The sequence below is a fragment of the Olivibacter ginsenosidimutans genome (assembly GCF_039542865.1).
Classification (GTDB): Bacteria; Bacteroidota; Bacteroidia; order Sphingobacteriales; family Sphingobacteriaceae; genus Olivibacter; species Olivibacter ginsenosidimutans.
This window is the reverse complement of the sequence record NZ_BAABIQ010000007.1, coordinates 24,949-49,998: the sequence shown is the minus strand read 5'-3', so window position 1 is coordinate 49,998 and position 25,050 is coordinate 24,949. Positions and strand designations below refer to the sequence as shown.

Annotated in this window: 25 protein-coding genes; 16 read left to right on the top strand and 9 right to left on the bottom strand. The window is 40.1% G+C overall.

The window, feature by feature from the left end:
• The first annotated feature begins 13 nt into the window (after positions 1–13).
• The 6 genes from ABD930_RS07095 (at position 14) to ABD930_RS07070 (ending at position 8,441) form a co-directional block, all read left to right on the top strand.
• Positions 14–2,086, top strand: coding sequence for a beta-L-arabinofuranosidase domain-containing protein (locus ABD930_RS07095; RefSeq protein WP_345231039.1), 2,073 nt, complete (start codon positions 14–16; stop codon positions 2,084–2,086).
• Between the two features lie 24 nt (positions 2,087–2,110).
• Positions 2,111–4,090 (top strand): glycoside hydrolase family 127 protein, encoded by a 1,980-nt coding sequence (locus tag ABD930_RS07090; protein WP_345231038.1) that lies wholly within the window; start codon positions 2,111–2,113, stop codon positions 4,088–4,090.
• A 63-nt stretch (positions 4,091–4,153) separates the two neighbouring features.
• Positions 4,154–5,746: an MGH1-like glycoside hydrolase domain-containing protein gene (locus tag ABD930_RS07085; RefSeq protein WP_345231037.1), complete on the top strand. Its 1,593-nt coding sequence runs from the start codon at positions 4,154–4,156 to the stop codon at positions 5,744–5,746.
• Positions 5,747–5,890: 144 nt separating this feature from the next.
• Complete coding sequence (locus ABD930_RS07080; RefSeq protein ID WP_345231036.1) at positions 5,891–6,340, top strand: cold-shock protein; 450 nt, start codon at positions 5,891–5,893, stop codon at positions 6,338–6,340.
• A gap of 21 nt (positions 6,341–6,361) precedes the next feature.
• Positions 6,362–6,943 carry a Crp/Fnr family transcriptional regulator gene (locus ABD930_RS07075; RefSeq protein WP_345231035.1) on the top strand — a complete coding sequence of 194 codons (582 nt, stop codon included), beginning with the start codon at positions 6,362–6,364 and terminating at the stop codon, positions 6,941–6,943.
• Between the two features lie 235 nt (positions 6,944–7,178).
• Positions 7,179–8,441, top strand: a complete 1,263-nt coding sequence (locus ABD930_RS07070) for a BamA/TamA family outer membrane protein (protein WP_345231034.1) — start codon at positions 7,179–7,181, stop codon at positions 8,439–8,441.
• A gap of 60 nt (positions 8,442–8,501) precedes the next feature.
• Here the strand turns inward: ABD930_RS07070 and ABD930_RS07065 are convergent, their stop codons facing one another.
• From ABD930_RS07065 to ABD930_RS07045, 5 genes are all read right to left on the bottom strand, one after another.
• Entirely contained in the window at positions 8,502–10,691 is a 2,190-nt protein-coding gene (locus ABD930_RS07065; RefSeq protein WP_345231033.1) for a S41 family peptidase, read from the bottom strand.
• A 36-nt stretch (positions 10,692–10,727) separates the two neighbouring features.
• Entirely contained in the window at positions 10,728–11,597 is an 870-nt protein-coding gene (locus tag ABD930_RS07060; RefSeq protein ID WP_345231032.1) for a hypothetical protein, read from the bottom strand.
• Positions 11,584–11,973 carry a GntR family transcriptional regulator gene (locus tag ABD930_RS07055; protein ID WP_345231031.1) on the bottom strand — a complete coding sequence of 130 codons (390 nt, stop codon included), beginning with the start codon at positions 11,971–11,973 and terminating at the stop codon, positions 11,584–11,586. Before ABD930_RS07055 ends, ABD930_RS07060 begins: the two co-directional genes overlap by 14 nt.
• A 1-nt stretch (position 11,974) precedes the next feature.
• A complete protein-coding gene (locus tag ABD930_RS07050; protein WP_345231030.1) occupies positions 11,975–12,661 on the bottom strand; it encodes a hypothetical protein in 687 nt (228 codons plus the stop codon).
• Between the two features lie 118 nt (positions 12,662–12,779).
• Positions 12,780–13,637 carry an ABC transporter ATP-binding protein gene (locus ABD930_RS07045; RefSeq protein ID WP_345231029.1) on the bottom strand — a complete coding sequence of 286 codons (858 nt, stop codon included), beginning with the start codon at positions 13,635–13,637 and terminating at the stop codon, positions 12,780–12,782.
• 151 nt (positions 13,638–13,788) lie between these two features.
• On the opposite strand from ABD930_RS07045, the gene ABD930_RS07040 reads away from it, so the two are divergent.
• Positions 13,789–14,199, top strand: coding sequence for a GNAT family N-acetyltransferase (locus tag ABD930_RS07040; protein ID WP_345231027.1), 411 nt, complete (start codon positions 13,789–13,791; stop codon positions 14,197–14,199).
• A gap of 7 nt (positions 14,200–14,206) precedes the next feature.
• On the opposite strand, the gene ABD930_RS07035 is transcribed toward ABD930_RS07040, so the two are convergent.
• Complete coding sequence (locus ABD930_RS07035) at positions 14,207–14,674, bottom strand: 3-oxoacyl-ACP synthase (protein ID WP_345231026.1); 468 nt, start codon at positions 14,672–14,674, stop codon at positions 14,207–14,209.
• 139 nt (positions 14,675–14,813) lie between these two features.
• Between ABD930_RS07035 and ABD930_RS07030 the strand changes: the two genes are divergently transcribed.
• Positions 14,814–15,239, top strand: coding sequence for an acyl-CoA thioesterase (locus ABD930_RS07030; protein ID WP_345231025.1), 426 nt, complete (start codon positions 14,814–14,816; stop codon positions 15,237–15,239).
• A gap of 116 nt (positions 15,240–15,355) precedes the next feature.
• On the top strand, positions 15,356–16,786 hold the full coding sequence (locus tag ABD930_RS07025; RefSeq protein ID WP_345231024.1) for an arabinose isomerase: 1,431 nt from the start codon (positions 15,356–15,358) through the stop codon (positions 16,784–16,786).
• On the opposite strand, the gene xth is transcribed toward ABD930_RS07025, so the two are convergent.
• Entirely contained in the window at positions 16,783–17,559 is a 777-nt protein-coding gene (xth, locus tag ABD930_RS07020; protein WP_345231023.1) for an exodeoxyribonuclease III, read from the bottom strand. The two genes, ABD930_RS07025 and xth, sit on opposite strands and share 4 nt — an antisense overlap.
• A 12-nt stretch (positions 17,560–17,571) precedes the next feature.
• On the bottom strand, positions 17,572–17,868 hold the full coding sequence (locus tag ABD930_RS07015) for a hypothetical protein (protein ID WP_345231022.1): 297 nt from the start codon (positions 17,866–17,868) through the stop codon (positions 17,572–17,574).
• A 192-nt stretch (positions 17,869–18,060) separates the two neighbouring features.
• Between ABD930_RS07015 and ABD930_RS07010 the strand changes: the two genes are divergently transcribed.
• A complete protein-coding gene (locus ABD930_RS07010) occupies positions 18,061–18,615 on the top strand; it encodes a DUF1572 family protein (RefSeq protein WP_345231021.1) in 555 nt (184 codons plus the stop codon).
• A 344-nt stretch (positions 18,616–18,959) separates the two neighbouring features.
• Here ABD930_RS07010 and ABD930_RS07005 read toward each other — a convergent pair whose 3' ends face one another.
• Positions 18,960–19,382, bottom strand: coding sequence for a secondary thiamine-phosphate synthase enzyme YjbQ (locus tag ABD930_RS07005; protein ID WP_345231020.1), 423 nt, complete (start codon positions 19,380–19,382; stop codon positions 18,960–18,962).
• Between the two features lie 204 nt (positions 19,383–19,586).
• Between ABD930_RS07005 and ABD930_RS07000 the strand changes: the two genes are divergently transcribed.
• From ABD930_RS07000 to ABD930_RS06975, 6 genes are all read left to right on the top strand, one after another.
• Positions 19,587–19,769 carry a hypothetical protein gene (locus ABD930_RS07000; RefSeq protein WP_345231019.1) on the top strand — a complete coding sequence of 61 codons (183 nt, stop codon included), beginning with the start codon at positions 19,587–19,589 and terminating at the stop codon, positions 19,767–19,769.
• A complete protein-coding gene (locus tag ABD930_RS06995) occupies positions 19,766–20,728 on the top strand; it encodes an ABC transporter ATP-binding protein (protein ID WP_345231018.1) in 963 nt (320 codons plus the stop codon). The genes ABD930_RS07000 and ABD930_RS06995 overlap by 4 nt, the downstream gene beginning before the upstream one ends.
• On the top strand, positions 20,725–22,299 hold the full coding sequence (locus ABD930_RS06990; protein ID WP_345231017.1) for an ABC transporter permease/substrate-binding protein: 1,575 nt from the start codon (positions 20,725–20,727) through the stop codon (positions 22,297–22,299). Before ABD930_RS06995 ends, ABD930_RS06990 begins: the two co-directional genes overlap by 4 nt.
• The gene (gene egtB, locus ABD930_RS06985; RefSeq protein WP_345231016.1) at positions 22,292–23,455 is read left to right on the top strand and encodes an ergothioneine biosynthesis protein EgtB; all 1,164 of its coding nucleotides are present in this window, start codon (positions 22,292–22,294) and stop codon (positions 23,453–23,455) included. The genes ABD930_RS06990 and egtB overlap by 8 nt, the downstream gene beginning before the upstream one ends.
• A gap of 14 nt (positions 23,456–23,469) precedes the next feature.
• Positions 23,470–24,435, top strand: a complete 966-nt coding sequence (locus ABD930_RS06980; RefSeq protein WP_345231015.1) for an L-histidine N(alpha)-methyltransferase — start codon at positions 23,470–23,472, stop codon at positions 24,433–24,435.
• 221 nt (positions 24,436–24,656) lie between these two features.
• Positions 24,657–25,043, top strand: a complete 387-nt coding sequence (locus ABD930_RS06975) for a VOC family protein (protein WP_345231014.1) — start codon at positions 24,657–24,659, stop codon at positions 25,041–25,043.
• Positions 25,044–25,050 lie beyond the last annotated feature (7 nt).

Here is a 25,050-nt window from a genome sequence, read left to right as displayed (position 1 = left end):
TTATTTTTTTGCTATGAACATTAAACATTTTTTATTGCTTATCCTTGTTTTCGGCTTAACAGCCGAAAGCAAGGCGCAAGTGCAGAACCGAAAACCCCTTCATGCCAATCCGTATATGGAACTCCCATTAGGTGCGATACAAGCCAATGGTTGGTTAAAAGAACAATTATTACGAATGAAAACAGGTTTAACCGGGCATTTAGATGAACAGTATCCACAAGTCGCCGGAAAGCGGAATGGTTGGCTGGGTGGTGATGGGGACGCTTGGGAAAGAGGTCCCTACTGGATTGATGGATTACTTCCTTTGGCCTATATGCTAAAGGATCAAGAACTGATTCAAAAAGTAAAGCCTTGGATTGAATGGACCTTAACCAACCAACGTGAAGATGGATATATCGGTCCTAAGCCCTTAACAGAAAAACCAAAGCCCGAACCCGGCATTCAAAAAGAACCGGTGGAAGATTGGTGGCCCCGGATGGTGATGCTCAAGGTGCTTCAACAATACTATAGTGCTACTGGCGATAAACGTGTAATCCAAGCATTAAGTAAGTATTTCAAGTATCAGTTGCAAGAATTACCCAAACACCCACTCGACCAGTGGTCCTTCTGGGGAAATCGCAGGGGCGCTGATAATATGATGGTAGTTTATTGGTTGTATAACCTAACCGGCGAATCTTTTCTATTAGACTTGGCCAATCTACTTTATAAACAAACATTTCCTTATACCACTGTTTTTACCAATGCCTATACGAAACAGAACGATGTCCGTCACCTCTACCCTTTCAATACCGGCAATACGTATCCATACAATCAAGAGTTGATTCAACGATTACATGTTGGTCAATTACAAAGCTTTCATTGTGTTAATCTGGCACAAGGTATCAAAACGCCGATTATTTATTACCAGCAACATCCGGACTCTGCCTATATTAAAGCGGTAAAGAAGGCCTTCCAAGACATTGCCCTTTTTCATGGGCAGGCTCAAGGCATGTACGGAGGTGATGAACCCTTACATGGTAATGCACCTACCCAAGGGGTGGAATTCTGCTCTGTTGTAGAGCTATTATTTTCGCTGGAAAGTATGTTGGCTATTACTGGAGATACAGAATTCGCAGATCACCTGGAAAAGATTGCCTACAATGCCATGCCTACGCAGGCAACTGATGATTTCAACCATCGCCAATATTTTCAAAGCGCCAATCAGGTATTGATTACACGGGCCAAACGAAATTTCTTTGAGGATGACGGCCACCAGGGAACCGATCAATGTTATGGCTTGCTTACCGGCTACCCTTGCTGCACATCCAATATGCACCAAGGTTGGCCTAAATTGGTGCAGAACCTTTGGTATGCTACTGAAGACCAAGGAGTAGCAGCACTCATCTATGGCCCTAGTGAAGTTGAAATTCCTATAGGTAAAAATCATACCGTTCATATTACAGAAGATACCAATTACCCCTTTGATGAGACGATCCAATTTACACTGCAAACAGCAAAGGAGCTAAGCTTTCCTTTCCACTTACGTATTCCACATTGGGCAGAAGGAGCCACGATCGCCGTTAATGGAACACCGGTAAAAGAACCTACTCTTCCGGGTGATATAGTCAAAATTAACCGGACTTGGAAGAATGGGGATAAGGTTACCTTAACACTTCCCATGCATATCGAAACAAGTAGATGGGCGGAATCATCCGTGGCTGTAGAAAGAGGGCCCTTAGTATATGCGTTGAAAATTGACGAAGAATGGCGTAAGGTAAGTGATGTACCTTACTTCGGCGACTTTTATGAAGTATATCCTAAATCTGATTGGAATTATGGCTTATTGGAAAAAGCCATCAAAGATCCGGCAAATGGCTTTGAAGTGGTAAAAAATAATACGCAAGGACAATATCCCTGGAATCTAACGGGTGCTCCATTGGTGTTGAAAACGCATGCTAAGCAAATCCCTGCTTGGAAGCTTTATAAAAATATGGCTGGACCACTTCCGCATCCATTTTCAGAAGCAGCTGATGAAGAGACACCTATTGTACTGGTTCCCTACGGTTGTTCTACGTTAAGGATCAGTCAGTTTCCGGTAGTGAACTAAATAAAGAAAACAAAAAATAAAGTGATGAAATACACCTGCACGTTTATAGGGCTTAGCCTGCTGCACTTATCCGGCACCGTCGCGCAAGCACAAGATCCAACGCATCGGCTGCAAACGATTAATTTCTCCCAAGTAACGATTACCGATAGCTTCTGGGCACCAAAAATCAATACGGTAAGTACCGTAACGATTCCGGTTTGCATGGAGCAAACCGAGGTAAAAACACCCCGCATCCGAAACTTTGAAAAAGTAGCCCGTCATAGTGGAGAAAAACATGAAGGTATCTATTTTGACGATTCAGATGTTTATAAAGCACTTGAAGCGATCGCTTACTCCTTGAAAAACCACCCCAATCAGGCAGTAGAAGACAAGGCGGATGAATGGATTGATAAAATCGCTGCCGCCCAACAGCCTGATGGCTATTTGAACACTTATTATACCTTGAATGGTTTAGATAAGCGGTGGACAGACATGGAAAAACACGAAGATTATTGTGCCGGACATCTTATTGAAGCGGCCGTAGCTTATTATAACACAACCGGAAAAAGAAAGTTACTGGATGTGGCCATTCGTTTTGCCGATCATATGGATTCGACGTTGAGGCAGCAGAATCGCCATTGGGTAAGTGGTCATCAAGAAGTGGAGCTGGCCCTCGTAAAACTCTATAACGTTACCCAAAACGAACGCTATTTACAATTAGCGGATTGGTTTCTGCAGCAACGTGGCCATGGCTATGGTAAAGGAAAAATTTGGGACGAATGGAAAGATCCCGCTTATTGTCAAGATGCTGTTCCTTTAAAAGACCAAAAAGAAATAACTGGCCATGCTGTGCGTGCCATGTACCTGTATACAGGTGCCGCCGATGTCGGTGCAGCAACCCAGAATGCCGATTATATGCAAGCCATGCAAAACGTTTGGCAAGATGTGGTTTACCGTAATATGTACATTACCGGAGGTATCGGATCTTCTGGATCTAACGAAGGGTTTAGCCAAGATTACGATTTACCTAACGCTAAGGCCTATTGTGAAACCTGTGCATCCGTAGGTATGGTATTTTGGAATCAGCGGATGAATTTACTTACCGGAGATGCCAAGTATATGGATGTATTGGAAAGAAGTTTATACAATGGCGCACTTGATGGCCTATCGTATAGTGGGGATCATTTCTTTTATGGAAACCCTTTAGCATCCCGAGGAGGCTATGGCCGGAGTGAATGGTTCGGTACCGCTTGCTGTCCTTCCAACATTGCCCGTTTAGTTGAATCCTTAGGAAACTACATTTATGCAAAGTCGGATAATGCCTTATGGATCAACCTATTTGTAGGCAGTGAGACGACCATTCCGTTAGCTAAAGGAACCATTAAACTGACACAACAAACCGATTACCCCTGGCAAGGCCATGTGCAATTGACGGTAACGCCAGATAAGAAACGATTGTTTCCTTTGCACCTTCGTATTCCCGGCTGGGTACAAGGTGAACCAGTGCCCGGTAATACCTACCGCTATTTAAGCGCACAGCAAGACACGGTAGTGATTACCGTTAACGGTAAAAAAGTTCCGTATACTTTAGAAAAGGGTTACGCCGTATTAAACAGAACCTGGAATAAAGGAGATGTTGTTCAATTGGAACTTCCCATGGAAGTAAAAAAACTAGCCGCGATAGACCAGATCCGTGCCAACAAGAATCGTATTGCTTTGCAACGCGGACCGCTCGTCTACTGTGTTGAGCAGGCAGACAATCCGGCCGAGGTGATGAGTTTTATTGTGCCCGCTGATGCTACATTTACGGCCACTTATCAAAAAGATCTATTAGGTGGTTTGGTTACCTTACAAAGTCAGTTACCTGTGGTCAACCCCGCCCCTGACGGGCAATCGGTTCAGGTGCAACAGAAAACCATCACGGCTATTCCCTACTTTTCTTGGGCCAACAGAGGCAATGGTGAAATGCAAGTATGGTTGCCCACAAAAATTGATGATGTGCAAATTAATAATAAGGATCTTTGATTGTCTAACTACACTAATGCGTCATGATTCCCTGCCTTTGTGATTATTGAAAGTAATAAACCGATGAAGAAAACCTACGGCATTATTTTAATCGCGCTATCTATTCTTGCAGAACCGGCTTTCGCCCAGCTGGTTCTGCAACCTAAAACCTATGAACATTATATCAACATCTTCAATACGGACGATGAAGAGTTATATCCACAGTATATCTCCAATGCCGAAAGCTGGGCCTTTCTCTCCAAAAACATTCCATTATTCGACTGCCCAGACAGCACGATGGAGCAGACCTATTATTTCAGATGGTGGACGTTCCGCAAGCATATCCGTAAAACGCCAGAGGGTTTTGTCATCCTTGAATTTCTACCCGATGTCAATTGGGCCGGAAAATATAACACCATTAGTTGTGCCGCTGCTCCACACATTTATGAAGGGCGATGGCTACACGATCAGCGTTATATAAACGATTATATTCAATTTTGGTTTAAAGGCGGCGGTAATCTACGATCGTATAGTAATTGGGTAACCGATGCCGCTTATCATCAATACTTAACTACAGGAAATGCCGAATTAATAAAGCGGCTTTTACCCGATTTTATACAGAATTACCTCGCTTGGGAGAAAGAAAAACGTGACAGTACAGGACTCTTTTGGCAACAGGATAATCGGGATGGCATGGAAATTTCTATTTGCGGCAGCCAGTCGGCCGACGCAACTGGCTATCGGGCAACCATTAATTCCTATATGTATGCAGAAGCCTTGGCTATTTCAGAAATTGCAAAACTTAGAGGCCAGGCCAAGTTAAGCCTAAACTATCGGCATAAGGCCATTCGTCTAAAGTCGCTCCTACTTCAAACACTATGGGACGCTAAAGCGCAATTCTTTAAAGTTATTCCAAGAAATGGATCCATGCAGCTTTGTTCGGCTCGGGAATTACACGGGTATACCCCTTGGTACTTCAATATTCCGGATAACAGTTATGCTGTTGCATGGAAATTCCTTATGGACAGCACTTATTTTTATGCGCCTTATGGCCCCACAACTGCCGAGCAGGATCATCCCGACTTTCAAATTTCCTATAAAGACCACGAATGCCAGTGGAATGGCCCGAGTTGGCCATTTTCCACAGCAATTACCTTGACCGCCATGGCCAACGTGTTAAACCATGATCAGCAATCGTATATCAACAAAGCTGACTATTATAAACTGCTCAGCACCTATGCCAAAAGCCAAAGAAGAACGCTGGAAAATGGTAAGCAAGTACCATGGATTGATGAAAATCTAAATCCGTATACTGGCGACTGGATTGCCAGAACCCGACTAAAAAATTGGCCTAGTGGTGCATGGCCGGCGAATAATGGTGGAAAAGAGCGCGGTAAAGATTACAATCATTCTACCTTTTGCGATCTTATTATCACCGGTCTCGTTGGCTTACGACCCTCAGCCGACAACCAGGTTACCGTTAACCCTTTGGTACCACCAACGTGGGCATATTTTTGCCTTGATAACATTTCCTATCACGGCAGACAATTGACCATCCTATACGATAAAACCGGTCAACGTTACAGAAAAGGAATCGGTTTTATACTTTTTGAAAATGGTAAAAAGGTCGCCTCTAGCAAGTTATTAAGGCCATTAAATTATCAAATGGCGCCTTAGCGCATAAAAAAAGGATATCCCAATTATTTTTTCTATCTTTGAAGAAAACCACACGTACTGACCCCCCGGATTTATTTGTTCCATTTAAAAAACCAGTCGTCAGTTTGTTTCATATTTTAAAACATACAACAATAAAGTTTATATATGGGTAGAAGCCAAGAATCATTTCGAAAAAAAGAGCAAAACAAAAAACGCGAACAAAAAAAGAAAGAAAAAGAATTAAGAAAAGAAAACCGACAAAGCAATTCAGATAAGGGCAAAACCTTAGAAGATATGTTTGCCTACGTCGATGAATTTGGAAATATTACAAACGAAAAACCAGAAGAAGTCAAGAAATCTACCGTAAAGTTAGAAGATATTCAAATCAGCATACCCAAAATGACTGAAGAGGACCAACGTGCTGCAGGTACTGTTCATCATGTAAATGAAGAAAAAGGTTATGGTTTTATTCATGATGAGCGCCATCAGCGCATTTTTTTCCTGTTGGCAGATGCACCGCAGCCACTTAAACTGAATGAACGTGTTACCTTTGAATTACAAAAAAGTCCAAAAGGCCTGCAGGCAATCCACATTGAACGGATAGTTAAACAATAAGCGTAATCGCGCAAGCAATCCATGCAAGTCTTCAAAAACTATCTACAACAACACAGTCCGCTAACAGAAGAACAATTTAATTTGTTAAAAGGCGAACTAACCGCAAAGACATATCCCAAAGGAAAAATGCTATTGCATGAAGGTAGCAAAACCAACATTTTTTATTTTGTTTGCACAGGCTTGCTTCGTGCGTATACCTTAGATAATCAAGGTAAGGAACATACCATTCAATTTGCACCCGAGCATTGGTGGATAGGTGATCGGAATAGCGTTTATTTCCACGAGCCAGCCCTGTTTAACATTGATGTACTGGAAGACACTGAAGTGGTATTGGTTACCCCTGATTTTTTAGAACAGGCACAAACCATTTGTCCAGACTTCCGTAAATATAATGAATTGTTGTTGCATAATAATATCAGACATATGCAATGCCGAATCAATCAACTGCTAGCAGCAACGGCCGAAGAACGTTATCTCGACTTTATCCACCTGTATCCCAACCTCACCTTACGCATTTCACAAATGATGATCGCATCCTACTTGGGCATTACTGCTGAATCGCTTAGTAGGGTAAGAAAGGGATTAGCGAAAAAACATAGCTAAAAACCATTCTGTTAGACTGGCACTATTTTCGTGTTAGCAATCAATGAAAAAACAAACTTAGCTCAGTTACGTTTTATATGCAATTGTTTACTATTGTACTATAAGTTTTTTTATTTAACTCAACACAGAAAAATTGGACTTCAGACAACTGGTTTTCCGATCAAAAAAGGAAACTACAAAGCGGATACGTGCAAATTTTATAAGGAGAATATGTTTTGTTCTACTATTTGGGTTATTGATCCAAGAGCAGATCAGTGCTCAAGTTGCTCCTGTTGACTCATTAAAGGCTGATTCGTTGCGAGCTGATTCGTTGAAAAAACAACAGCTTTTAGCAGATAATGCGGCATATGATGTAAGCGATCTCATACGAAATGTTTTTCATCCACACAGAAAGCCAGATTCACTACGTAAAAAATCAGGCATAACGCCCATGCCGAATATTGCATACAATCCCAGTATTGGTGCACAAATTGGTGTTAAAGCAGTTGCAGGCCGTATTTTAGGTAAAGACCCTAATACCTTAATGTCTGTTGCTGCTACTTCTGCCTCCATTACCACCAAAGGAATTATCTATTTTTATTTGAGTCATAATGTTTACACACCTGGTAATAAGTGGAATCTTCAAGGAAGTTTGGTAGCTGCCAAAACCGTTAATCCCGATTTTGGCGTGGGCATTGGCTATGGAGCAGGAACAACACCTGAAGATCTTTTATTGACCAATCCCGGGCGGAAAGTGTACACACAACATGCGCAGTACTATAGTTTTCGAGAAAAAATATATAAGCAAATTGAAGACAATCTGTTTGTTGGTGCTGGCGTTTCTTTTGATATCCGCAGGAAGATTGAAGACCGCCAGAGCGATCAGGGTTTAACACCCTATCATATCTATAATGAACGCTATGGATTTGATGACGATCATTATCAATCCAATGGTTTTCTATTTAACGTACAGTATACCACCCGTGATAACCAGAACCGGGCGTATAAAGGAATTTATTCAGACGTTGGCCTTCGGGTGAATCAAACCTGGTTAGGAAGTAGCAAAAGTGCAGTACAACTCACTACCGATTTTAGGAAATACTGGAGCCTTTCTGAACGGAATCCTGAACATGTGATCGCCTTTTGGAACTGGGGAAGCTATATGATCAGTGGTGCACTTCCTTATCTGGAGATGGCTGGTACGGGAAAAGACACCAATTTCCGTAGCGGCCGCGGGTACACCATTACCTATTTCAAGGGTCCGCTCTACTTTTATTCGGAAGTAGAATATCGATTTCCCATTCTACGTAATAAATTCTTGAGCGGTGTTACCTTCTTTAATATCCAAACAGCAAACGATGATTTAGGCACCAAACTATTTGAACACTGGCAACCTGGTGGAGGTGCCGGATTGCGTGTGCTCTTCAATAAAGCAACGCGAACCAATCTGTGTTTGGACTATGCTTTCGGCAAATATGGTGCACGTGGATTTTTCCTTGGTTTGAATGAGGCGTTTTAACATGAATCACCGGCGCAATAATTACAATAATTATTGCCAATTTAGGCACGCATTATGTCTCTATGGCGCACGGATGATTTCAATGGCCTTTTCTACCAACTCATCTCGTCCTTCCCTGATACCTTTAATAGTGGGTTTGCAAATGCTGTCAGGGATAATACCGATTCGTTGCGTTTCCTTACCATCAGGATAGTATACCCCAATACCACTTATTGCAGTACGAATTCCACCAGGCAAATCAAAGTAAGATACATTTCCGTCTGCCCCTGCCGTAGTAGAACCAATAACCGTTGCATTTGGATGGACCCGATAGGCCATTGCGTGGTACTCTGCCGAACTTTGCGAAAATTCATTAACGAGGATAACCACTTTTCCTTTATAATAGTCACCGTTTTTCTTACCCACTGAAAGTGTTTTTCCAATGGTGAATAAACCCGGGTGGGCAATACTGCCATTGGTGAACTGAACAAAGGGAGTTGGTTTCGGCATGAGGTAATTACTCAACTCGAATATAGGAAAATCACTGGGATAGTTCCTGATATCGATGATCAAACCTTTGGTGTTTTTAAGGGTTTTCCAGATCTCCGGCAAATAGGCCCTTTTCAGAAATCCGTTATGAATATAGGCTATATCTCCATCCATGAGTTTGAAGCACGTGTCCTGTTTTATATTATAAATATTCATCTCTTTAGTAGAAAAAGTTTCGATGACAGTGTCTTTTTCTAGTTTATCCCTCATAAATGTAACCCGGATGCTTGAATCGTTCGTCCGTAAAAGGTCTGTAGCAATATTGCGTAGTTGCGTTGAATAATTTGAAGCCGCATAATATTTTAACCGCTCTTCAACAATGTCTTTAATTGATTTTCCATTTACCGCAGTAAGGACGTCTCCAGTTTTTAAACCAGTTGCTTTGCCCAATTGTTCATCGTAATAAGCGGTAACTACAGCTTTATCTTCGACAAAACACAATTTCAGAGGAGCATAGCGTAAGCCACGGTAATTGTTCAGTACCGAGCTTCCCATAAAAGCATGCGTATCATGGATGCGGCCGGTAAGTTCCAGCATGGTCAGTGTGTATTCGTTTGCATCACTAGCATTCAATACCTTGGGAATAAATGCTTCCAAGACATTTTTCCAATCTTCCTCCAATAAGTTTTTATAGGGAAAATAATATTGAATAATATTCCAGTAACGGTATAAGGCTAACAGCCGAAAGCCGGCATCGGGGTAAGTTTGTTTAGCATATGCTTGTTCATTTTTAAAACCTGGATTACCTGCTCCGGGCTGCAACCGGATATAATAATGCTGTTCCGGCATCGCTGCTTTCTCGATCGTTGACAGTAACATGCTAAGTTCTGCGGAAAGTCCCATATTTTTAATCCAGTCCAGGTCGGGTGCCATTTTGACCGATGAAAATTGGTTCGTTTTCTTTCCTTCAGTAAATTGTCCCAAACCCTTTATCCACTCTACCAATTCACGATCTCTGTTAGTTGCATCTGTTTGCAATACCTTTGGCAGCACACGGAAGAGTTCATAGTCCCAGTTATAATCGCCTTTGGCAATATTAGGATGATAATATTTCAAAAAGCCCCATATCAATCCAAGCGTTTTTAGATTTTCTACTCCTTTTTTGCCTGGTTGGATCGTATTGATTTGTGAAGCTTGGTCAAAGGCATGATCCTTGTCCGCTGGTAATATCACCGGTTCTAGATCGTTGATATCCTTTCCATCGATACTTACATGCATATTGTCTAACCACATCTTACCTTTCCCCATAAGTATACCTCCAATAACAACCTGTTTTGTTATTTCCGAATCCATATCCAGCGTAATGGTATATTGCTGCCAATTCGTTGTGCCTTTTACACCATTTTTATGCATATTATCAAAAGCAACATTAGGGTCAATTCTCATCCAGAGCCCGGCATATCCATCGGTCACATTTTCCGTTTTGATGTAACCGGAAAGCGTTATTTTTTTTCCACGATAGCTTCCCGGAATAATAAATCCCCAAGACCTAAAGCTTGGTAATCCTTTTTCGAACGATAAGGATACGGCATATTTGCCACTTTTTGCCTGTATAGAATCTACAGTGCTCTTATAGTTTGCATTACCCGCGATAAACCAGCCTTGTGGTTGTGCTTTTTCAATTCTTTCAAAATCGAAGTTCCACAAAGGCTTTTCTTGGTTTTGGCAAACGCAGGTTAAGGTTGCAAATACAAATAAGATGCATAAGCTAAACGTTTTCATATTTAGGTGTTTTATTTTTTATTGGCAAAATTGTTTTCAATTAATAGCAAGTTTTGCTATCGTTTCTTTCGCTTCTTGAAAAGACATATCCAAAACCAGCTGCTGTGGCTTGCCTTGGAGGTGCAGAACCTCACAATCTTTCAATTTTACCTCTTTGATCGCGTCATTATAAGTCATTATATCGATTTTAGCCAAAGGTTGTACCTTAAGCTTTTCATCATAAACCGGTGAAAACTCGACTTGACTCTTTGAGTCTCCAGTTATATTTGCTGTTAAAACCGTATCGGCTTGAACGCTTAGCACACTCCCCTCGTTCAGTTGTGCAGTAAGATTCTTCAATTGAGCGCTATTCTGCAACCAGCATTTGCTGTCGACCGATTGGATATTAAGCTTTTTTATTTTATTGTTCGCATTGAGGTGTATATCGGTGCATGATTCAAAGCTGAAGGCCATACTATCTGCCTGAAGCGCCGCAAAACTTATTGATGCCTTCTGAACCGTAAACTTTTTAATATGTGGGGCGTATATGTACAATACCTGAGATGAATAGAAGTCATTATTCCGATATAAAACCAGCTTATTTCCCTCAATTTTTGGTTGGTTACCAAAGTTACTGGATGCGTGTACCTTTAAACCATAGGTATCTGAAGGAATCCAGCATACCGCTTGCGTTTGACCGTTATTTCGTTGAATATAGTTATTCGTGTCTACAATTAATACTTGGTCAAAGGTTTCCAATGCTATTGGACGATAGTTGTATAAATTCTTATCGAAGGAATTTCTGTTCTCTAAGTTTTGTTGCTTCTCCTCCCTAGTAACATATTTGGGTCCAAAAATTTTTGGCAATACAAACAATGTAGCCATCAAGATAGCGGCAGTTAAAAGGAAAATGTTACTTGTTTTCATTTTCTTGTAGGTTTATAGTGTTAATAAAATCATGATATGCCTCTTTTAGCTGATCAAAATCAATACCGAGCAAATAAATACTTCGAAATATTTCTGGCAACTCCCTTATCTTGAATTCTTCACGGCGTTGATTCCGAATTTTTTCCAACGCATTAGCACACACAAAGAAACCAATCCCTCTTTTATTTTGAATAACTTCCTGGTTTTGGAGCATTTCATAAGAGCGTGCCACAGTATTGGGATTAACTTCTAACTGAGCAGCTAAATCTCTAACAGAACTAATTTTTTCATTCGCACACCATTTTCCAAGCAAAATCTGTTCAAATACATAATCGATGATCTGTAGATAAATGGCCTTATTATCTCTAAATTCCATATCAAACCTCCTTTTCTCTCAGTCTATAATAAGTAGCGATCCATAAACTCGTGATAACTAAAATCATAAAAAACGTAAAATAAAATTCCTCTGGTTGACCTTTTTGACTGTAGTCCGTTACCAAGACAAAATCTTTATACCATATATTGCTTATAAAAGTGGGTATGGTAGTCAATAAGAGAAAGAAAACCACTAAAATAAAAGCAGTTTTTACATAACTAAACTTATTGAAGTAAATCGAACCCAACAAGAACGTACTAGACAATAAAAGACTGGCCATGGCTAATACAGCGAATTCTTTGGCTCCTAAAAACTGAAAGATATACGGAAAGCCAGACTTATCTGTTTCATGATATAACTTTAATTGCTCCATAATAATCTGATGATAAATGCTTTTAAGTGCCAAAACAAACAAAGCATCTACGGCAATATAGATGATGACAAAGGTTACTGTTATTAAAAGAACGGTAGTAAGTAAAGAACCCACGAGTTTTTCTGTAGTCGAAACAGGTAGTGTTAGTCCCTGGATAGCGGTATTCGATTTACCATAGGAACTAAAATAGTTGCCGGCAAAAAAACTTACATACAATAGTCCTGAAAAAGCAAATAACAAACTTCTAAAACTTAGTTGAGAATAACTGATAAAGTTATACCTATCTACGTTTTGAAAATCCGATTTTGTTGACATTAGCAGATTAAAGCCATACACTATAAATAAAAAACCAAAGAGAATTACCATACTGCTTAGGTACACTTTGCGGTATTCAGACCATTGTTTGCTAAGCAAAAGTCGAAATCGGGAAATACTAAATATATTGTTCATGGTTAATTGTCTTATTATTTAGGGCAGAAATAATTTTGTTGGGCACGAGTAGTAAGCTCTTGAAGAACAGCTCAATATCAATTTTGGTATCCTCCTTTAGTGTATTCAGCAAAATAGCCTTCACACCACTTATGCTTTGCTCCGCATATAGCGCATCAGCGGGCACTTCATGAAACACCTTGAACACTAAGGTTTCGCTAATTTGCTGCATGGAAGTAGCCAAGACCATTCGGGTTTGAGATAGGATAACCAATTCATCAATCAAATTATCCAAATCCCGTACTTGATGCGTGGAAATAATAAAACAGCGGTCTTCTGTTAGCTCACATGCCATTACTTTTCTAAATTGAGATTTAGAAGGTATATCAAGACCATTGGTAGGCTCGTCCATCAATAAAATACGCGTTTTGGTAGCCAAGCCGAATGCGATAAGCACTTTTTTCCGCTGCCCAAAGGAGAGTTGTTCCAGGTTGGTTTCTTGTGGAATGCTAAATTCCTCCATGAACTGGTAAAATAGCTCATGATTAAATTTAGGATAGAAAGGTGCCATGACCTGTAGGTAGCGCTTCGGTGTTACAGCAGGCAATACAAAATCTTCTGGGATAAAAAAGATTTCAGCCAGAAAATCTGGACTGCGTTTCGCTGGTTCATGCCCTAGCGCTTCAATATCACCCGATAGCGGAAATACCAAACCGGCTAGACTCTTTAGCAAAGTCGTTTTTCCGGCACCATTTTCACCTAATAAACCATAAATGTGACCGGCTTTAAAATGCAAATTTATCTGTTCTAATACCGCCTTATTCTTTCGATAAGCATAGGAAATATTTTTAACTGTTATCATATTTAGTGTATTAGTTAATTAGTACACTACAAAAGTAGTAAAATTAGCTATGGTTCCAAATTTTTCTTTTATTTGGTAAAATATTATTTTAAATACCGATCTTGACTAGGCCTACGCGTGGGTAGAAAATCACCTTAGGTTATATCAAAACATGAAAAAAGATTTTTACATAAGCACTAATAAAGATTTATTAAATATTGATCTTATTTATCAATTTCTTTCTAAGCAATCCTATTGGGCACAAGAAAGAAGCAGGGTAACTATCGAAAAATCCATTCAACATTCGTTATGCTTTGGTGTATATAACCTAGACGATAAGCAGGTGGGTTTTGCTAGAGTGGTGAGCGACTATGCCGTATTTGCCTGGTTAATGGATGTGTTTATTATAGAAGAACAACGGGGCAAGCAGCTCGGTCAACAGCTCCTAAAAGCGATTATGGATCATCCAGATTTGCAGGGCCTGAAGCGTTGGGGATTGGCAACTAAGGACGCTCATGGATTATATGAAAAATTTGGCTTCCAATCGCTGTCTAAGCCCGAAACCATGATGGAACGGATTTAAGGAATTTCTACACAATTGTTAAAATCTGATAACTGCGATTATTGAACAGAACGGCTGCTCCTATTTTTTTCCCCAACAACAATTTACCAAGGGGCGATACCGGTGAAATAATAAAATATGTTTTATGCTCCAGTGATACAGAGCCTAACGCAATTCCTAACAGAAAATTTCCATTGCTTGTCTCTATGTAACTGCCTATCTGAACTTGATCACCACTTTTTTTATTGTAATCAATAGCTAATAATTGTTGCTTTAACTGCTTTGCGTTTAACAACTGCTGTTCAATTCGCCTAATTTCTTGTTGCATCATTTCACGGGTAGTTTCGTATTTGTCCCCAGCACTACTCTTTGTTTCGTGATTAACAACTTCACGTGCATCCAACAAGGCCCTTTCGGCTTCGGTTATTTTTAACGTCACTGCTTGTTCACACATTTGATATAATTGGTTCTTAATATTTTCTTTCTTAGCGTTCATGATATACTATAATCGGGTAAATATAATTTAAAAATTTAAGGCGTAATGCCTGCTCGTTTTTAACCACAAATAACCAAACATTTAATTTTACTACCTTGCAAACATACTCCATACTTTGGTGTATATAAATAAAACAAAAATGAATTTTTTAACGCTTCGCTGGGCAGATCTTGACCCTAATTTCCATTTACGCCATAGTGTGTACTACGATTTAGCAGCACAAGAACGGCTTTCTATATTAGACCGTCACGGCATCACCATACAAGCTATGCAAGCAGAAAACTTTGGGCCAGTACTTTTCAGAGAAGAATGCCAGTTTAAGAGAGAGATTCACCTGACTTCTAAAATTTATTTGGAAACAAAACTGTTAAAAATGAGAAAGGACGGTTCATTCTGGACAATTCAGCATGAATTTTTATCCGATTCGAAAAAACTGCATGCCTTACTTTTTGTGGAAGGAAGCTGGATTGATACTATTAAAAGAAAATTAGCTCGACCAGTACCCTCGGTCGTTTTTAAAGGTATGGAAAGTCTTCCAAAAACCGCGGATTTTACATATGCATAGGTACTGCTTATCGTATCAAAATTTACTGTTATTTTATCAAAATATACATGGATAAGCTGCAAGATTAGCTCTACTTTTGACTTGTATAAACAAATATTATCCAATAATCAATACACATGCATATACCAAACCTTAAAATTGGGCTTTTTGGCATTGGTCTGGAAGCTTACTGGAGCCAGTTTGACGGACTGGAAGAGCGACTAACAGGTTATTTAAACCAAGTAGAAAAACAATTGGCCGAGATTCATCCGCACATCATTAATATGGGCTTGATCGACAATCCTGAAAAAGCTTTTCAAGCGGGTATTAATTTCAGGGAAGAAGCAGTCGACCTTATTTTTTTATATGTATCAACCTATGCATTATCATCTACGGTTCTACCGGTTGTGCAACGCGCAAAAGTACCGGTCATTATATTGAACTTGGCTCCAGAAGAGGCTATTAATTATAAACATTTCAATCGGTTAACAAACAGGACGCAAATGACAGGCGAATGGTTGGCCTATTGTTCGGCCTGTCCCGTTCCCGAAATTGCCAATGTTTTTAAACGTACCGGCATCCAATTTCACCAGGTTACAGGCATGTTGCATCATGATCCAATATGTTGGGAGGAGGTTAACGATTGGATTATGGCTGCCAAGGTAGCCCATACCATGGCCTTTAACCGGTTGGGATGTATGGGACATTATTACAGCGGCATGCTGGATATTTACTCGGATTTAACCCAGCAATATGCGCACTTTGGTGGGCATATCGAGTTGATTGAAGTCGACGAATTAGCAGCACTTCGAAAAACGATAAGCGATCAGGAAATTGCCGATCGCGTACAACATTTCCATGAGGTATTTGCTATCCAGTCGGATTGCGCGGTGGAAGAACTTGCCCGTGCGGCACGAACATCTGTTGCATTAGATAAATTGGTAGCACATTATCAATTGGGCTCTATGGCTTACTACTATAAAGGAACAGGCAATGAAGCGAACGAAGACACCATCAGTTCCATCATTTTGGGAAATTCACTACTTACCGCAGGAGGTATCCCTGTTGCTGGAGAATATGAAATCAAGAATGCACAAGCCATGAAAATCATGGACAGCTTTGGTGCAGGAGGCTCTTTTACGGAATACTACGCGATGGACTTTAAGGAAGATGTGGTTTTGATGGGACATGATGGGCCTGGCCATATTGCTATTGCAGAGGGTAAGACAAAAGTTAGGCCTTTATATGTATATCATGGAAAAGTTGGAAAAGGGCTTTCCGTAGAAATGTCGGTCAAAAATGGTCCGGTAACGCTATTATCTGTCGTAGAACAGGTTGGTGGTAAATTAATGTTATTGGTTGCCGAAGGAGAATCGGTATCCGGCCCTATATTAGAAATTGGAAATACCAATAGTCGATACAAATTCCCAATCGGTGCGCGAAAATTTGTGACACAGTGGAATAGCCATGGCCCAGCGCATCATTGTGCGGTTGGTGTTGGGCATATTAGCAGTAAGATCGAAAAATTAGGTGCATTATTGGAAATGGATGTCGTAAGGGTATGCTAACCATCAGTCAGCTCAATCCAAACGGGAGCATGGTCGCTGGTTTTTTCCCATCCTCGAACGTGACGATCAACACCTGCAGCTACCAATCTTTTTTCTAGATGTGCGCTTACTAAAAAATGGTCGATACGAAGTCCTGCATCCCGAGCATAGGCATTACGAAAATAATCCCAGAAGGTATAAATTTTCTCATCGGGATAACGTTTACGTATGGCATCGGTCCAGCCCTGAGCCACTAGGTTTCTAAATGCTTCCCGTGTTTCCGGGCGAAACAGGGCATCATTCAACCAGCGTTCCGGCTTATAGACATCTAACTCTGTTGGCATCACGTTATAATCGCCGGTCAGTATTACGGGAATATCTGAGGCGAGTAATTCTTGAGCATGTACCGTTAAGCGTTTAAACCAATTCAGCTTATAATCAAATTTAGGACCTGGAGCTGGGTTACCATTGGGAAGGTATAGGCATCCAATCACTAAACCATTTATGGAAGCCTCGATATAGCGGCTGTGCAAATCTTCAGGATCACCGGGAAGAGCTCTCCTTACTTCCATGATAGGTAAATCACGTGTTAAAATCGCTACGCCGTTCCAACTTTTTTGTCCATGCCAAATGGCTTGATAACCCGCATCCCGTATGGCCTCGATAGGAAACTTTTCCTGAGGTGCTTTTAGTTCCTGTAAGCAAGCAATATCTGGCTTTGTTTCTTCAAGCCAACGGAGCAGCACAGGGAGTCGCCCATTAACACCATTTACATTATAAGTTGCTATTTTCATCTGAAGGGCTATTTACCATACTTTTTTATTGGAAGCTTTTAACGCTTCAATAATATATTGTGCCACTTCATCATTGTCATCAGCATCTGTTATCCGCCGCTTCAGGTTATGCTGCCAATTGCGAAGCGCCTCTTCCTGCGAAATACCGCAACCAAAGATACCCATTTGCGGATTAGGTCCCAATACGCAGCAATAATCATTATCGTCACGGAATAAGGTAGGACGGAACTCCTTAACCATTTCCGGCACGTCAGGTGCCTCGTAATTATAGGTTACACGAGCTTCCTCAGGTATTTTCATTTGTTCCATAAAGCATTATGTTATCGGTAATTATAAAACAGCTAATTATAAAACAGCTTTGCAAAGCAATTTGTTTCGATTGACATTCTGAAATAAGTACGGTCAACCGAAAGGCTTAATAAAAAGAAAAGCTTTTGTATATTTATATGTTTTAAACACCCCTAAACATATTTCAAAAATGTGTTTACTATTCTACGAATCATGATGAATACCTATTTAGAAAGCCTGATCAAGCAATTCAACTATTATAAAATGCTAGGTGAAAAAGCAATGGATCAAGTGCCCGAAGAAAAGTTATCCTGGCAATATAACGAAAACAGCAATAGTATCGCCATTATTGTAAACCATCTGGTAGGCAATATGCTATCACGCTTTACAGATTTTCTGACTGCTGATGGCGAAAAGCCATGGCGAAACCGTGATACGGAATTTGAAGAAAGCTTAAGCGGTCGCACCGAATTAATGGCCCATTGGCATAAAGGATGGCAATGCTTGTTAACGACAGTTGAACAGCTGACGGCAGATCAATTACAAGCTATTGTTTATATTCGAAATGACGGACACACCGTTATCGAAGCCCTCAACCGCCAATTAGCTCATTATGCCTATCATATTGGGCAGATTGTCTATATCGCCAAAATGGTAAGGGATAACGACTGGCAAAGTTTATCTATCCCGCGCCATAAATCAAGCAATTACAATACCCGAAAATTCGCGCAAGAAAAAGGGAAACGCCATTTCACAGATGATCTTTAATTCATGTACTCAGTTACGTTTTAGACAACCTCCATTTTCTTACCATTAGGAGGTAGATCACTCTTTACTCTTCTTTAAATGATCTTGATTTGTATTTTATTCAACACTAAGAAATTATATTCAGCAGCGAATTACTTATTCTTTATAAATTCAGAAAGTAAATCAATAAAGCCTGCATAATATCCTTGAAATATTGCTTTCTATAGTATAAAAATAGATTGTCATTCGGCTTTTTATCACGCACTACGGTTTACAATTGAATCTCAAGTATAAGAAGAAAATTCACGTTTTAGAAATTTTTATACGTTCGAAACCTTGAACTAGCATAATCGATAACAACCAACTTACACTCCCCATGCACTAACTATTATACGCCGTGCACCAGCAGCGTTACGATGTTCGCCTAAATATATGCCTTGCCAAGTGCCCAGCGCCAACCTCCCTTTTTGAATAGGAATTAATACCGATGCTCCAAGTAATGCTGCCTTTAAATGAGCCGGCATATCATCGGGGCCTTCGTAATTGTGCATGTAGTGGGGATCATTTTCTTGGACGGTCTTATTGAAAAACATTTCAAAATCCTTTCTAACCGTTGGGTCTGCGTTCTCATTAATCGTTAGCGAGGCAGATGTATGCTGTATGAAGACTTGACAAAAGCCTTGTGCTATCGCTACAATTTCAGGTATGGCATTTAATACTTCCCTTGTAATCAAATGAAAGCCCCTTTCTCTTGGCTTAAGTTCTATAGATTTTTGATATAGCTTCATCGGTCTTTTGTCGCTACTGTGTATAATATCATTTTATTTAAACTCCTAACACAAAAGCTCGGTTAAAGTTTAAAATACAGTATTTTCGGCACCAATAGCCTCTTGATAAAAAAACCATTTCTCCGCTGTCTTGTTAAAGAATAAGACAATTAAAACACCTATCATTTCCCAAGAAGGGGTAAGATACAGGAGAATCGCTATACTATGGATCTTATACAATACGATATAGTAATCGTTGACGCTGGTCGAGCTGGAGTTCCATTGGTAAAAAAATTAACCTATGCTGGTGAAAAGGTGATCATAATAGAAAAATGGTGGTTTAGCAGAACTTATGTCAACGATGGATATAATCTTTTGATGACCTTGGAAGACGAAAGGCAAGCATGATAAAATTGCAAAATGTAAGCAAATCGTTCGGCAAACTGAACGCTGTAGACCAGATCTCCTTTGAAGTGCAGCAGGAAGAAAACCTTATACTTTTAGGTACCAGTGGTTGTGGCAAAACCACAACGCTTAAAATGATCAATCGTTTGTTAAAACCTAGCAGTGGTAAAATCCTGATTAATGGCCAAGATATTCGAGATCAATCGCCCGAAGTTTTACGACGTAAAATAGGCTATGTGTTACAAAATAATGGTCTTTTTCCACATTATACCGTAGCGCAAAACATCGGCCTAGTGCCACAATTGCTCAAATGGGATAAACAGCGCATCGCAAAAAGAGTAATTGAGTTATTGGAAAAACTCCATCTTTCTGAAAAATATTTACAGGCCTATCCCAATGAATTAAGTGGTGGCCAGCAACAGCGCGTGGGTTTAGCCAGAGCCTTAGCAGCTGATCCACCTATTTTGTTAATGGACGAACCCTTCGGTGCACTCGACAATGTTACTCGTGCTAAAATCCATACGGAGTTTACCGCACTGGATGAGTTGAAAAGGAAAACCATCGTCATGGTTACGCATGATGTACAAGAAGCTTTTCAACTAGGAGACCGCATTTGCTTAATGGACAAAGGCAAGATTATGCAGATGGGTACACCTGCCGAATTGCTGTTTAAGCCTGTACATCACTTCGTAGAAGATTTTTTAAAAGAACAACGCTTGCAATTGGAATTTAAAGCTGTTCGTTTATATGATCTCTGGGATTGGATTCCAACCGAAGCCGATCCACCGGAAGAAGTAGCTTTATCTGTTGATACGGATCTATGGACAGGACTAGAAACCTTTACATGTAATCATACCGAAAAGTTAACCATTTTACACCCACAAAAAAAGGAGTTTAAAGTTGTCGGGTTTGAACAACTGATGTCGGCTTTTTACCAATACAAAAAAACCATTGCCGCATGAATGAACAACAGCAAACCCTTTGGAGCTTTATGGGACAGCAGGCTGATAAACTGGCTATTCAAACGGTACAGCATGTTGGACTTACCTGTATATCGTTATTCATTGCTATATTGGTGGGTTTACCCTTGGGTATTTTTATTACGCGTAAAAAAGTATTAGCTGGTACTATTCTAGGCATTGCCGGTATTTTGCAAACCATTCCCAGCATTGCTTTATTGGGTTTTATGATTCCACTGTTGGGAATTGGTGTTAAACCCGCAATTGTTGCACTATTTCTATATGCACTACTTCCCATTATCCGAAATACCTATACCGGCATTACTGGCGTTGATGCTTCGGTGAAAGAAGCCGCTATCGCCATGGGAATGAGTAAAAGGCAAGTATTATTTAACGTTGAACTGCCTTTGGCCATGTCTGTTATAGTAGCGGGTATACGCACGGCTACAGTGATCAACGTTGGCGTAGCAACCTTGGCCTCTTATATTGCCGCAGGTGGTTTGGGCGAGTTTATATTTGGCGGTATTTCGCTCAATAACACCAATATGATTCTGGCTGGGGCCATACCAGCAGCATTGCTGGCATTGTTATTCGATTTTTCATTATCACGAGCACAAAAACTAAGTTTCAAAAATATCGGCATGCCCATGGCAATCATTCCAGCATTGCTTGTATTATTAAGTTTCCTATATTTTGTGCCGACTGCTTACGGCAGCAAACTCACCGCTGGGTTTACTCCCGAGTTTATGGGCAGGCAAGATGGTAATTTAGGTCTTCAAAGCAAGTACGGACTAAAAATACATACCATTGTAATAAGCGATGCCGTGATGTATAAAGCCGCCTACGAAAAGCAGCTGGATATCATAAGTGGTTATTCAACGGATGGTCGTTTAAAGGCGTATGGTTTACAACTGCTGGAAGACGACAAGCAGCTATTTCCTCCGTATTATGCCGCTCCCATCGTTAGGCAGGACGCTTTACAAAAATTTCCCCAATTAGAAAAAACGCTTAATTTGCTTGCCGGAAAAATCAACGATAGCGTGATGACAGATCTTAATTTTCGCGTGGATTACGCCCATCAATCACCGGAGCAAGTTGCCAAAGATTTCCTAAATGCCCACCACTTATTGAAAAATGAAGGTTCTGGTAAAATGGGCACTGTACGGATTGGCTCAAAAATATTTGGGGAGCAATACATTTTAGCAAACATCTATCGCTTCTTAATTAAAGGGTATACAGATTACGATGTCAGTACCAAAACCGGCCTAGGTGGTACTAAAATTTGTTTTGATGCCTTAACAAATAACCAGATCGATTTTTATCCGGAATATACAGGAACGGGTCTTTTGGCCATTTTACAACCTCCCCAGGCACTAGCAGATTCTCTTATTGCCAATAGCGATCAAACCTATACGTTCGTGAAAAATGAATTTTTAAAACGATATAATATCCATTGGCTAACACCCATCGGATTTAACAATACCTATGCGTTAATGATGCGGCGGCAACAAGCACATGCATTAGGCATCCAAACAATTTCAGATTTAACACATTATTTAGAGAACCATGAATAAAACAGCTATCGTTAATCGTTATAAAGACATTCGTCAACGTACTGCAAAAATTTGTGCGCCTTTGCATACAGAAGATTATGTGGTACAACCCGTTGTAGATGTCAGTCCACCCAAATGGCATCTCGGGCATACTACTTGGTTTTTTGAAACCTTTATTTTAATTCCCTATGCACCCCATTACCGGGTGTTCCATGACGGTTACAACTATGTATTTAATAGTTATTACGAAACGGTGGGTAATCGCGTCATACGTACTGATCGGGGTAACTTAAGCAGACCTACCGTAGACGATATTTATCGTTATCGAGATTATGTTGATGAAGCGATGTTAGCCTTACTTGAATCGGATATTGACCAAACAATCTATGATTTAACCTTATTGGGTTTCAATCATGAAGAGCAACATCAGGAACTCTTGTATACCGATATTAAATATATACTAGGACACAATCCATTATTCCCTGCCTATGACGAAAATTACCATGCACCGATGCTTGTTAAAACAACAGGCCCAGCTTCCTTCATCCCGATGAAGGAAGGTCTTTATGAAATTGGCTTCCAAGGAGAGGGATTTTGTTTTGACAATGAACGTAATAGGCACCGGGTATACCTTAATCATTTTGAGATCAGTCCAAACTTAGTAAGCAATAACGAATACCTCGAATTTATAAACGATGGTGGTTACCGTGATTTTCGATATTGGCATTCGGAAGCTTGGGATTGGCTGAAGAAAAACCAGATTCATGCACCTCTCTATTGGCATTTCATAGACGAAAAATGGCATCAATATACCTATCGTGGTCTGGAACCGCTACATTTAAATGAGCCGGTACAACATGTCAGCTACTACGAGGCCTATGCTTATACCTCTTGGAAGGGATTACGTTTACCCACCGAATTTGAATGGGAAGCCGCAGCCCAGCAATTTACTTGGGGGTATAATTGGGAATGGACGGAGAGTGCCTATCTACCTTATCCCGGCTTTACGAAGGCAGTGGGTGCTATTGGTGAATATAATGGCAAATTTATGGTGAATCAAAAAGTATTACGTGGCGCATCAGCAGTAACCGCTCCAGCGCACAGTCGCATAACCTATCGAAACTTTTTTCATCCTCAACTGCGTTGGCAGTTTACTGGAATAAGATTAGCAAAATAATTTAACCGATGCACATGAACTTACTTATTTCGAAGGAAGTAAACACCTTTCGTAAAGATGTGTTACAAGGCTTGCAGTCTACATCAAAACATCTTGAATCTAAATACTTTTACGACGCTACGGGCGACCAATTATTTCGTGATATCATGAATTGTCCGGAATATTACCTTACTAACTGCGAGCTTGAGATATTAAAAACGCAAACCGCCCAATTGGCGGCAGCTATCAAAAGTAGTGCTGAGCCGTTTGATTTAATTGAACTCGGTGCTGGTGACGCGTCTAAATCCATTTATCTCCTACGCTATTTATTAGCGCAAAACCATGCGTTTACGTATATGCCTATTGATATATCTGGAAATGTGATTGCGCAGCTTAGCAACAAGCTTCCTGCGCTTTTGCCAGGGCTATTGATAAATGGTTTACACGGCGAGTATTTCGAAATGCTTAAAAAAGCAACTACTTTATCTTCCAGACGAAAAGTAGTTTTGTTCTTAGGGTCTAACATTGGGAACATGCCCTTAACCGAAGCAACCATTTTTTGTAAGGCACTACGCAGTCATCTTTCTATTCACGATCGCCTATTAATCGGTGCTGATTTAAAAAAAGATCCTAAAACCATTTTAGCAGCCTATAATGATAAGGCCGGTATTACCAAACAGTTCAATTTGAATTTATTGAAACGGATAAATCGTGAACTTCAAGCCGATTTCGATTGTAATCAATTTGATCATTATGCGTGCTATGATCCGGAAAACGGCGCCTGCAAAAGTTATTTGGTTAGTCTTCAGAATCAACAAATCACCATCGATGGAGCAGCTCCAATTTCATTTCATAAAGATGAATGTATCGCAATGGAAATATCACAAAAATTCACAGTGAAACAGTTGGATCAGCTGGCCTTGGATACTGGCTTTTATCCCGTTAATCATTTCTTTGATGATAAAGAGTGGTTTATGGATAGCATTTGGGAAGCACGGTAGAGACTTTCGTCGTGTCTCCCCTCTTTTTTTGTCTCATTTACCATCTTAATATGCACCTAAAAGTCTGTAACTTTATTGATGAATTCATTTAGGTGATTATATACCATTTAACCTCTATGTTCATTGCGAGGCATCGCTTTAGGCTTTAAGCAATAAGCATTTGCCGACCTAACAAAATCAATGAGGTATTTTACACGATCGTCATTTTAAAAAAATTAATCATGTTAAACAAAAGTAAAGCATTCAGCGGATTTTCCGTAGATCATTTGGAAAAAGCTAAAGCATTTTATAGTAATACACTCGGATTAACTATCCGGGACAACCCAATGGGTGTTTTAGAATTACACCTCCTAGGAAATAATCCATTGATTATTTATCCAAAATCCAATCATTCACCCGCTACTTATACGGTATTAAATTTTCCTGTAGCAAACATTGAAGAAACGGTAGATGCACTTACAGCAAAAGGTGTCACGTTTTTATCCTATACCGGAGACTTGCAGACCAATGAAAGGGGCATACACAATGCAGAGGGGCAATTGAAAGGACCAAAAATTGCTTGGTTCACGGATCCTGCCGGAAATATTTTGTCTATTCTAGAAGAATAGCATCTGT

Excerpts from the sequence above, each read along its gene's own strand:
- ABD930_RS07090 (WP_345231038.1), top strand. The coding sequence starts at position 2,111 with ATGAAATACACCTGCACGTTTATAGGGCTTAGCCTGCTGCACTTATCC.
- ABD930_RS07080 (WP_345231036.1), top strand. The coding sequence starts at position 5,891 with ATGGGTAGAAGCCAAGAATCATTTCGAAAAAAAGAGCAAAACAAAAAA.
- ABD930_RS07000 (WP_345231019.1), top strand. The coding sequence starts at position 19,587 with ATGGATCTTATACAATACGATATAGTAATCGTTGACGCTGGTCGAGCT.
- xth (WP_345231023.1), bottom strand. The coding sequence starts at position 17,559 with ATGAAAATAGCAACTTATAATGTAAATGGTGTTAATGGGCGACTCCCT.
- ABD930_RS07095 (WP_345231039.1), top strand. The coding sequence starts at position 14 with ATGAACATTAAACATTTTTTATTGCTTATCCTTGTTTTCGGCTTAACA.
- ABD930_RS07015 (WP_345231022.1), bottom strand. The coding sequence starts at position 17,868 with ATGGAACAAATGAAAATACCTGAGGAAGCTCGTGTAACCTATAATTAC.
- ABD930_RS07040 (WP_345231027.1), top strand. The coding sequence starts at position 13,789 with ATGAAAAAAGATTTTTACATAAGCACTAATAAAGATTTATTAAATATT.
- ABD930_RS06975 (WP_345231014.1), top strand. The coding sequence starts at position 24,657 with ATGTTAAACAAAAGTAAAGCATTCAGCGGATTTTCCGTAGATCATTTG.
- ABD930_RS07055 (WP_345231031.1), bottom strand. The coding sequence starts at position 11,973 with ATGGAATTTAGAGATAATAAGGCCATTTATCTACAGATCATCGATTAT.
- ABD930_RS07065 (WP_345231033.1), bottom strand. The coding sequence starts at position 10,691 with ATGAAAACGTTTAGCTTATGCATCTTATTTGTATTTGCAACCTTAACC.
- ABD930_RS07025 (WP_345231024.1), top strand. The coding sequence starts at position 15,356 with ATGCATATACCAAACCTTAAAATTGGGCTTTTTGGCATTGGTCTGGAA.
- ABD930_RS06980 (WP_345231015.1), top strand. The coding sequence starts at position 23,470 with ATGAACTTACTTATTTCGAAGGAAGTAAACACCTTTCGTAAAGATGTG.
- ABD930_RS07030 (WP_345231025.1), top strand. The coding sequence starts at position 14,814 with ATGAATTTTTTAACGCTTCGCTGGGCAGATCTTGACCCTAATTTCCAT.
- egtB (WP_345231016.1), top strand. The coding sequence starts at position 22,292 with ATGAATAAAACAGCTATCGTTAATCGTTATAAAGACATTCGTCAACGT.
- ABD930_RS07005 (WP_345231020.1), bottom strand. The coding sequence starts at position 19,382 with ATGAAGCTATATCAAAAATCTATAGAACTTAAGCCAAGAGAAAGGGGC.
- ABD930_RS07035 (WP_345231026.1), bottom strand. The coding sequence starts at position 14,674 with ATGAACGCTAAGAAAGAAAATATTAAGAACCAATTATATCAAATGTGT.
- ABD930_RS06990 (WP_345231017.1), top strand. The coding sequence starts at position 20,725 with ATGAATGAACAACAGCAAACCCTTTGGAGCTTTATGGGACAGCAGGCT.
- ABD930_RS06995 (WP_345231018.1), top strand. The coding sequence starts at position 19,766 with ATGATAAAATTGCAAAATGTAAGCAAATCGTTCGGCAAACTGAACGCT.
- ABD930_RS07045 (WP_345231029.1), bottom strand. The coding sequence starts at position 13,637 with ATGATAACAGTTAAAAATATTTCCTATGCTTATCGAAAGAATAAGGCG.
- ABD930_RS07050 (WP_345231030.1), bottom strand. The coding sequence starts at position 12,661 with ATGTCAACAAAATCGGATTTTCAAAACGTAGATAGGTATAACTTTATC.
- ABD930_RS07075 (WP_345231035.1), top strand. The coding sequence starts at position 6,362 with ATGCAAGTCTTCAAAAACTATCTACAACAACACAGTCCGCTAACAGAA.
- ABD930_RS07060 (WP_345231032.1), bottom strand. The coding sequence starts at position 11,597 with ATGAAAACAAGTAACATTTTCCTTTTAACTGCCGCTATCTTGATGGCT.
- ABD930_RS07010 (WP_345231021.1), top strand. The coding sequence starts at position 18,061 with ATGATGAATACCTATTTAGAAAGCCTGATCAAGCAATTCAACTATTAT.
- ABD930_RS07085 (WP_345231037.1), top strand. The coding sequence starts at position 4,154 with ATGAAGAAAACCTACGGCATTATTTTAATCGCGCTATCTATTCTTGCA.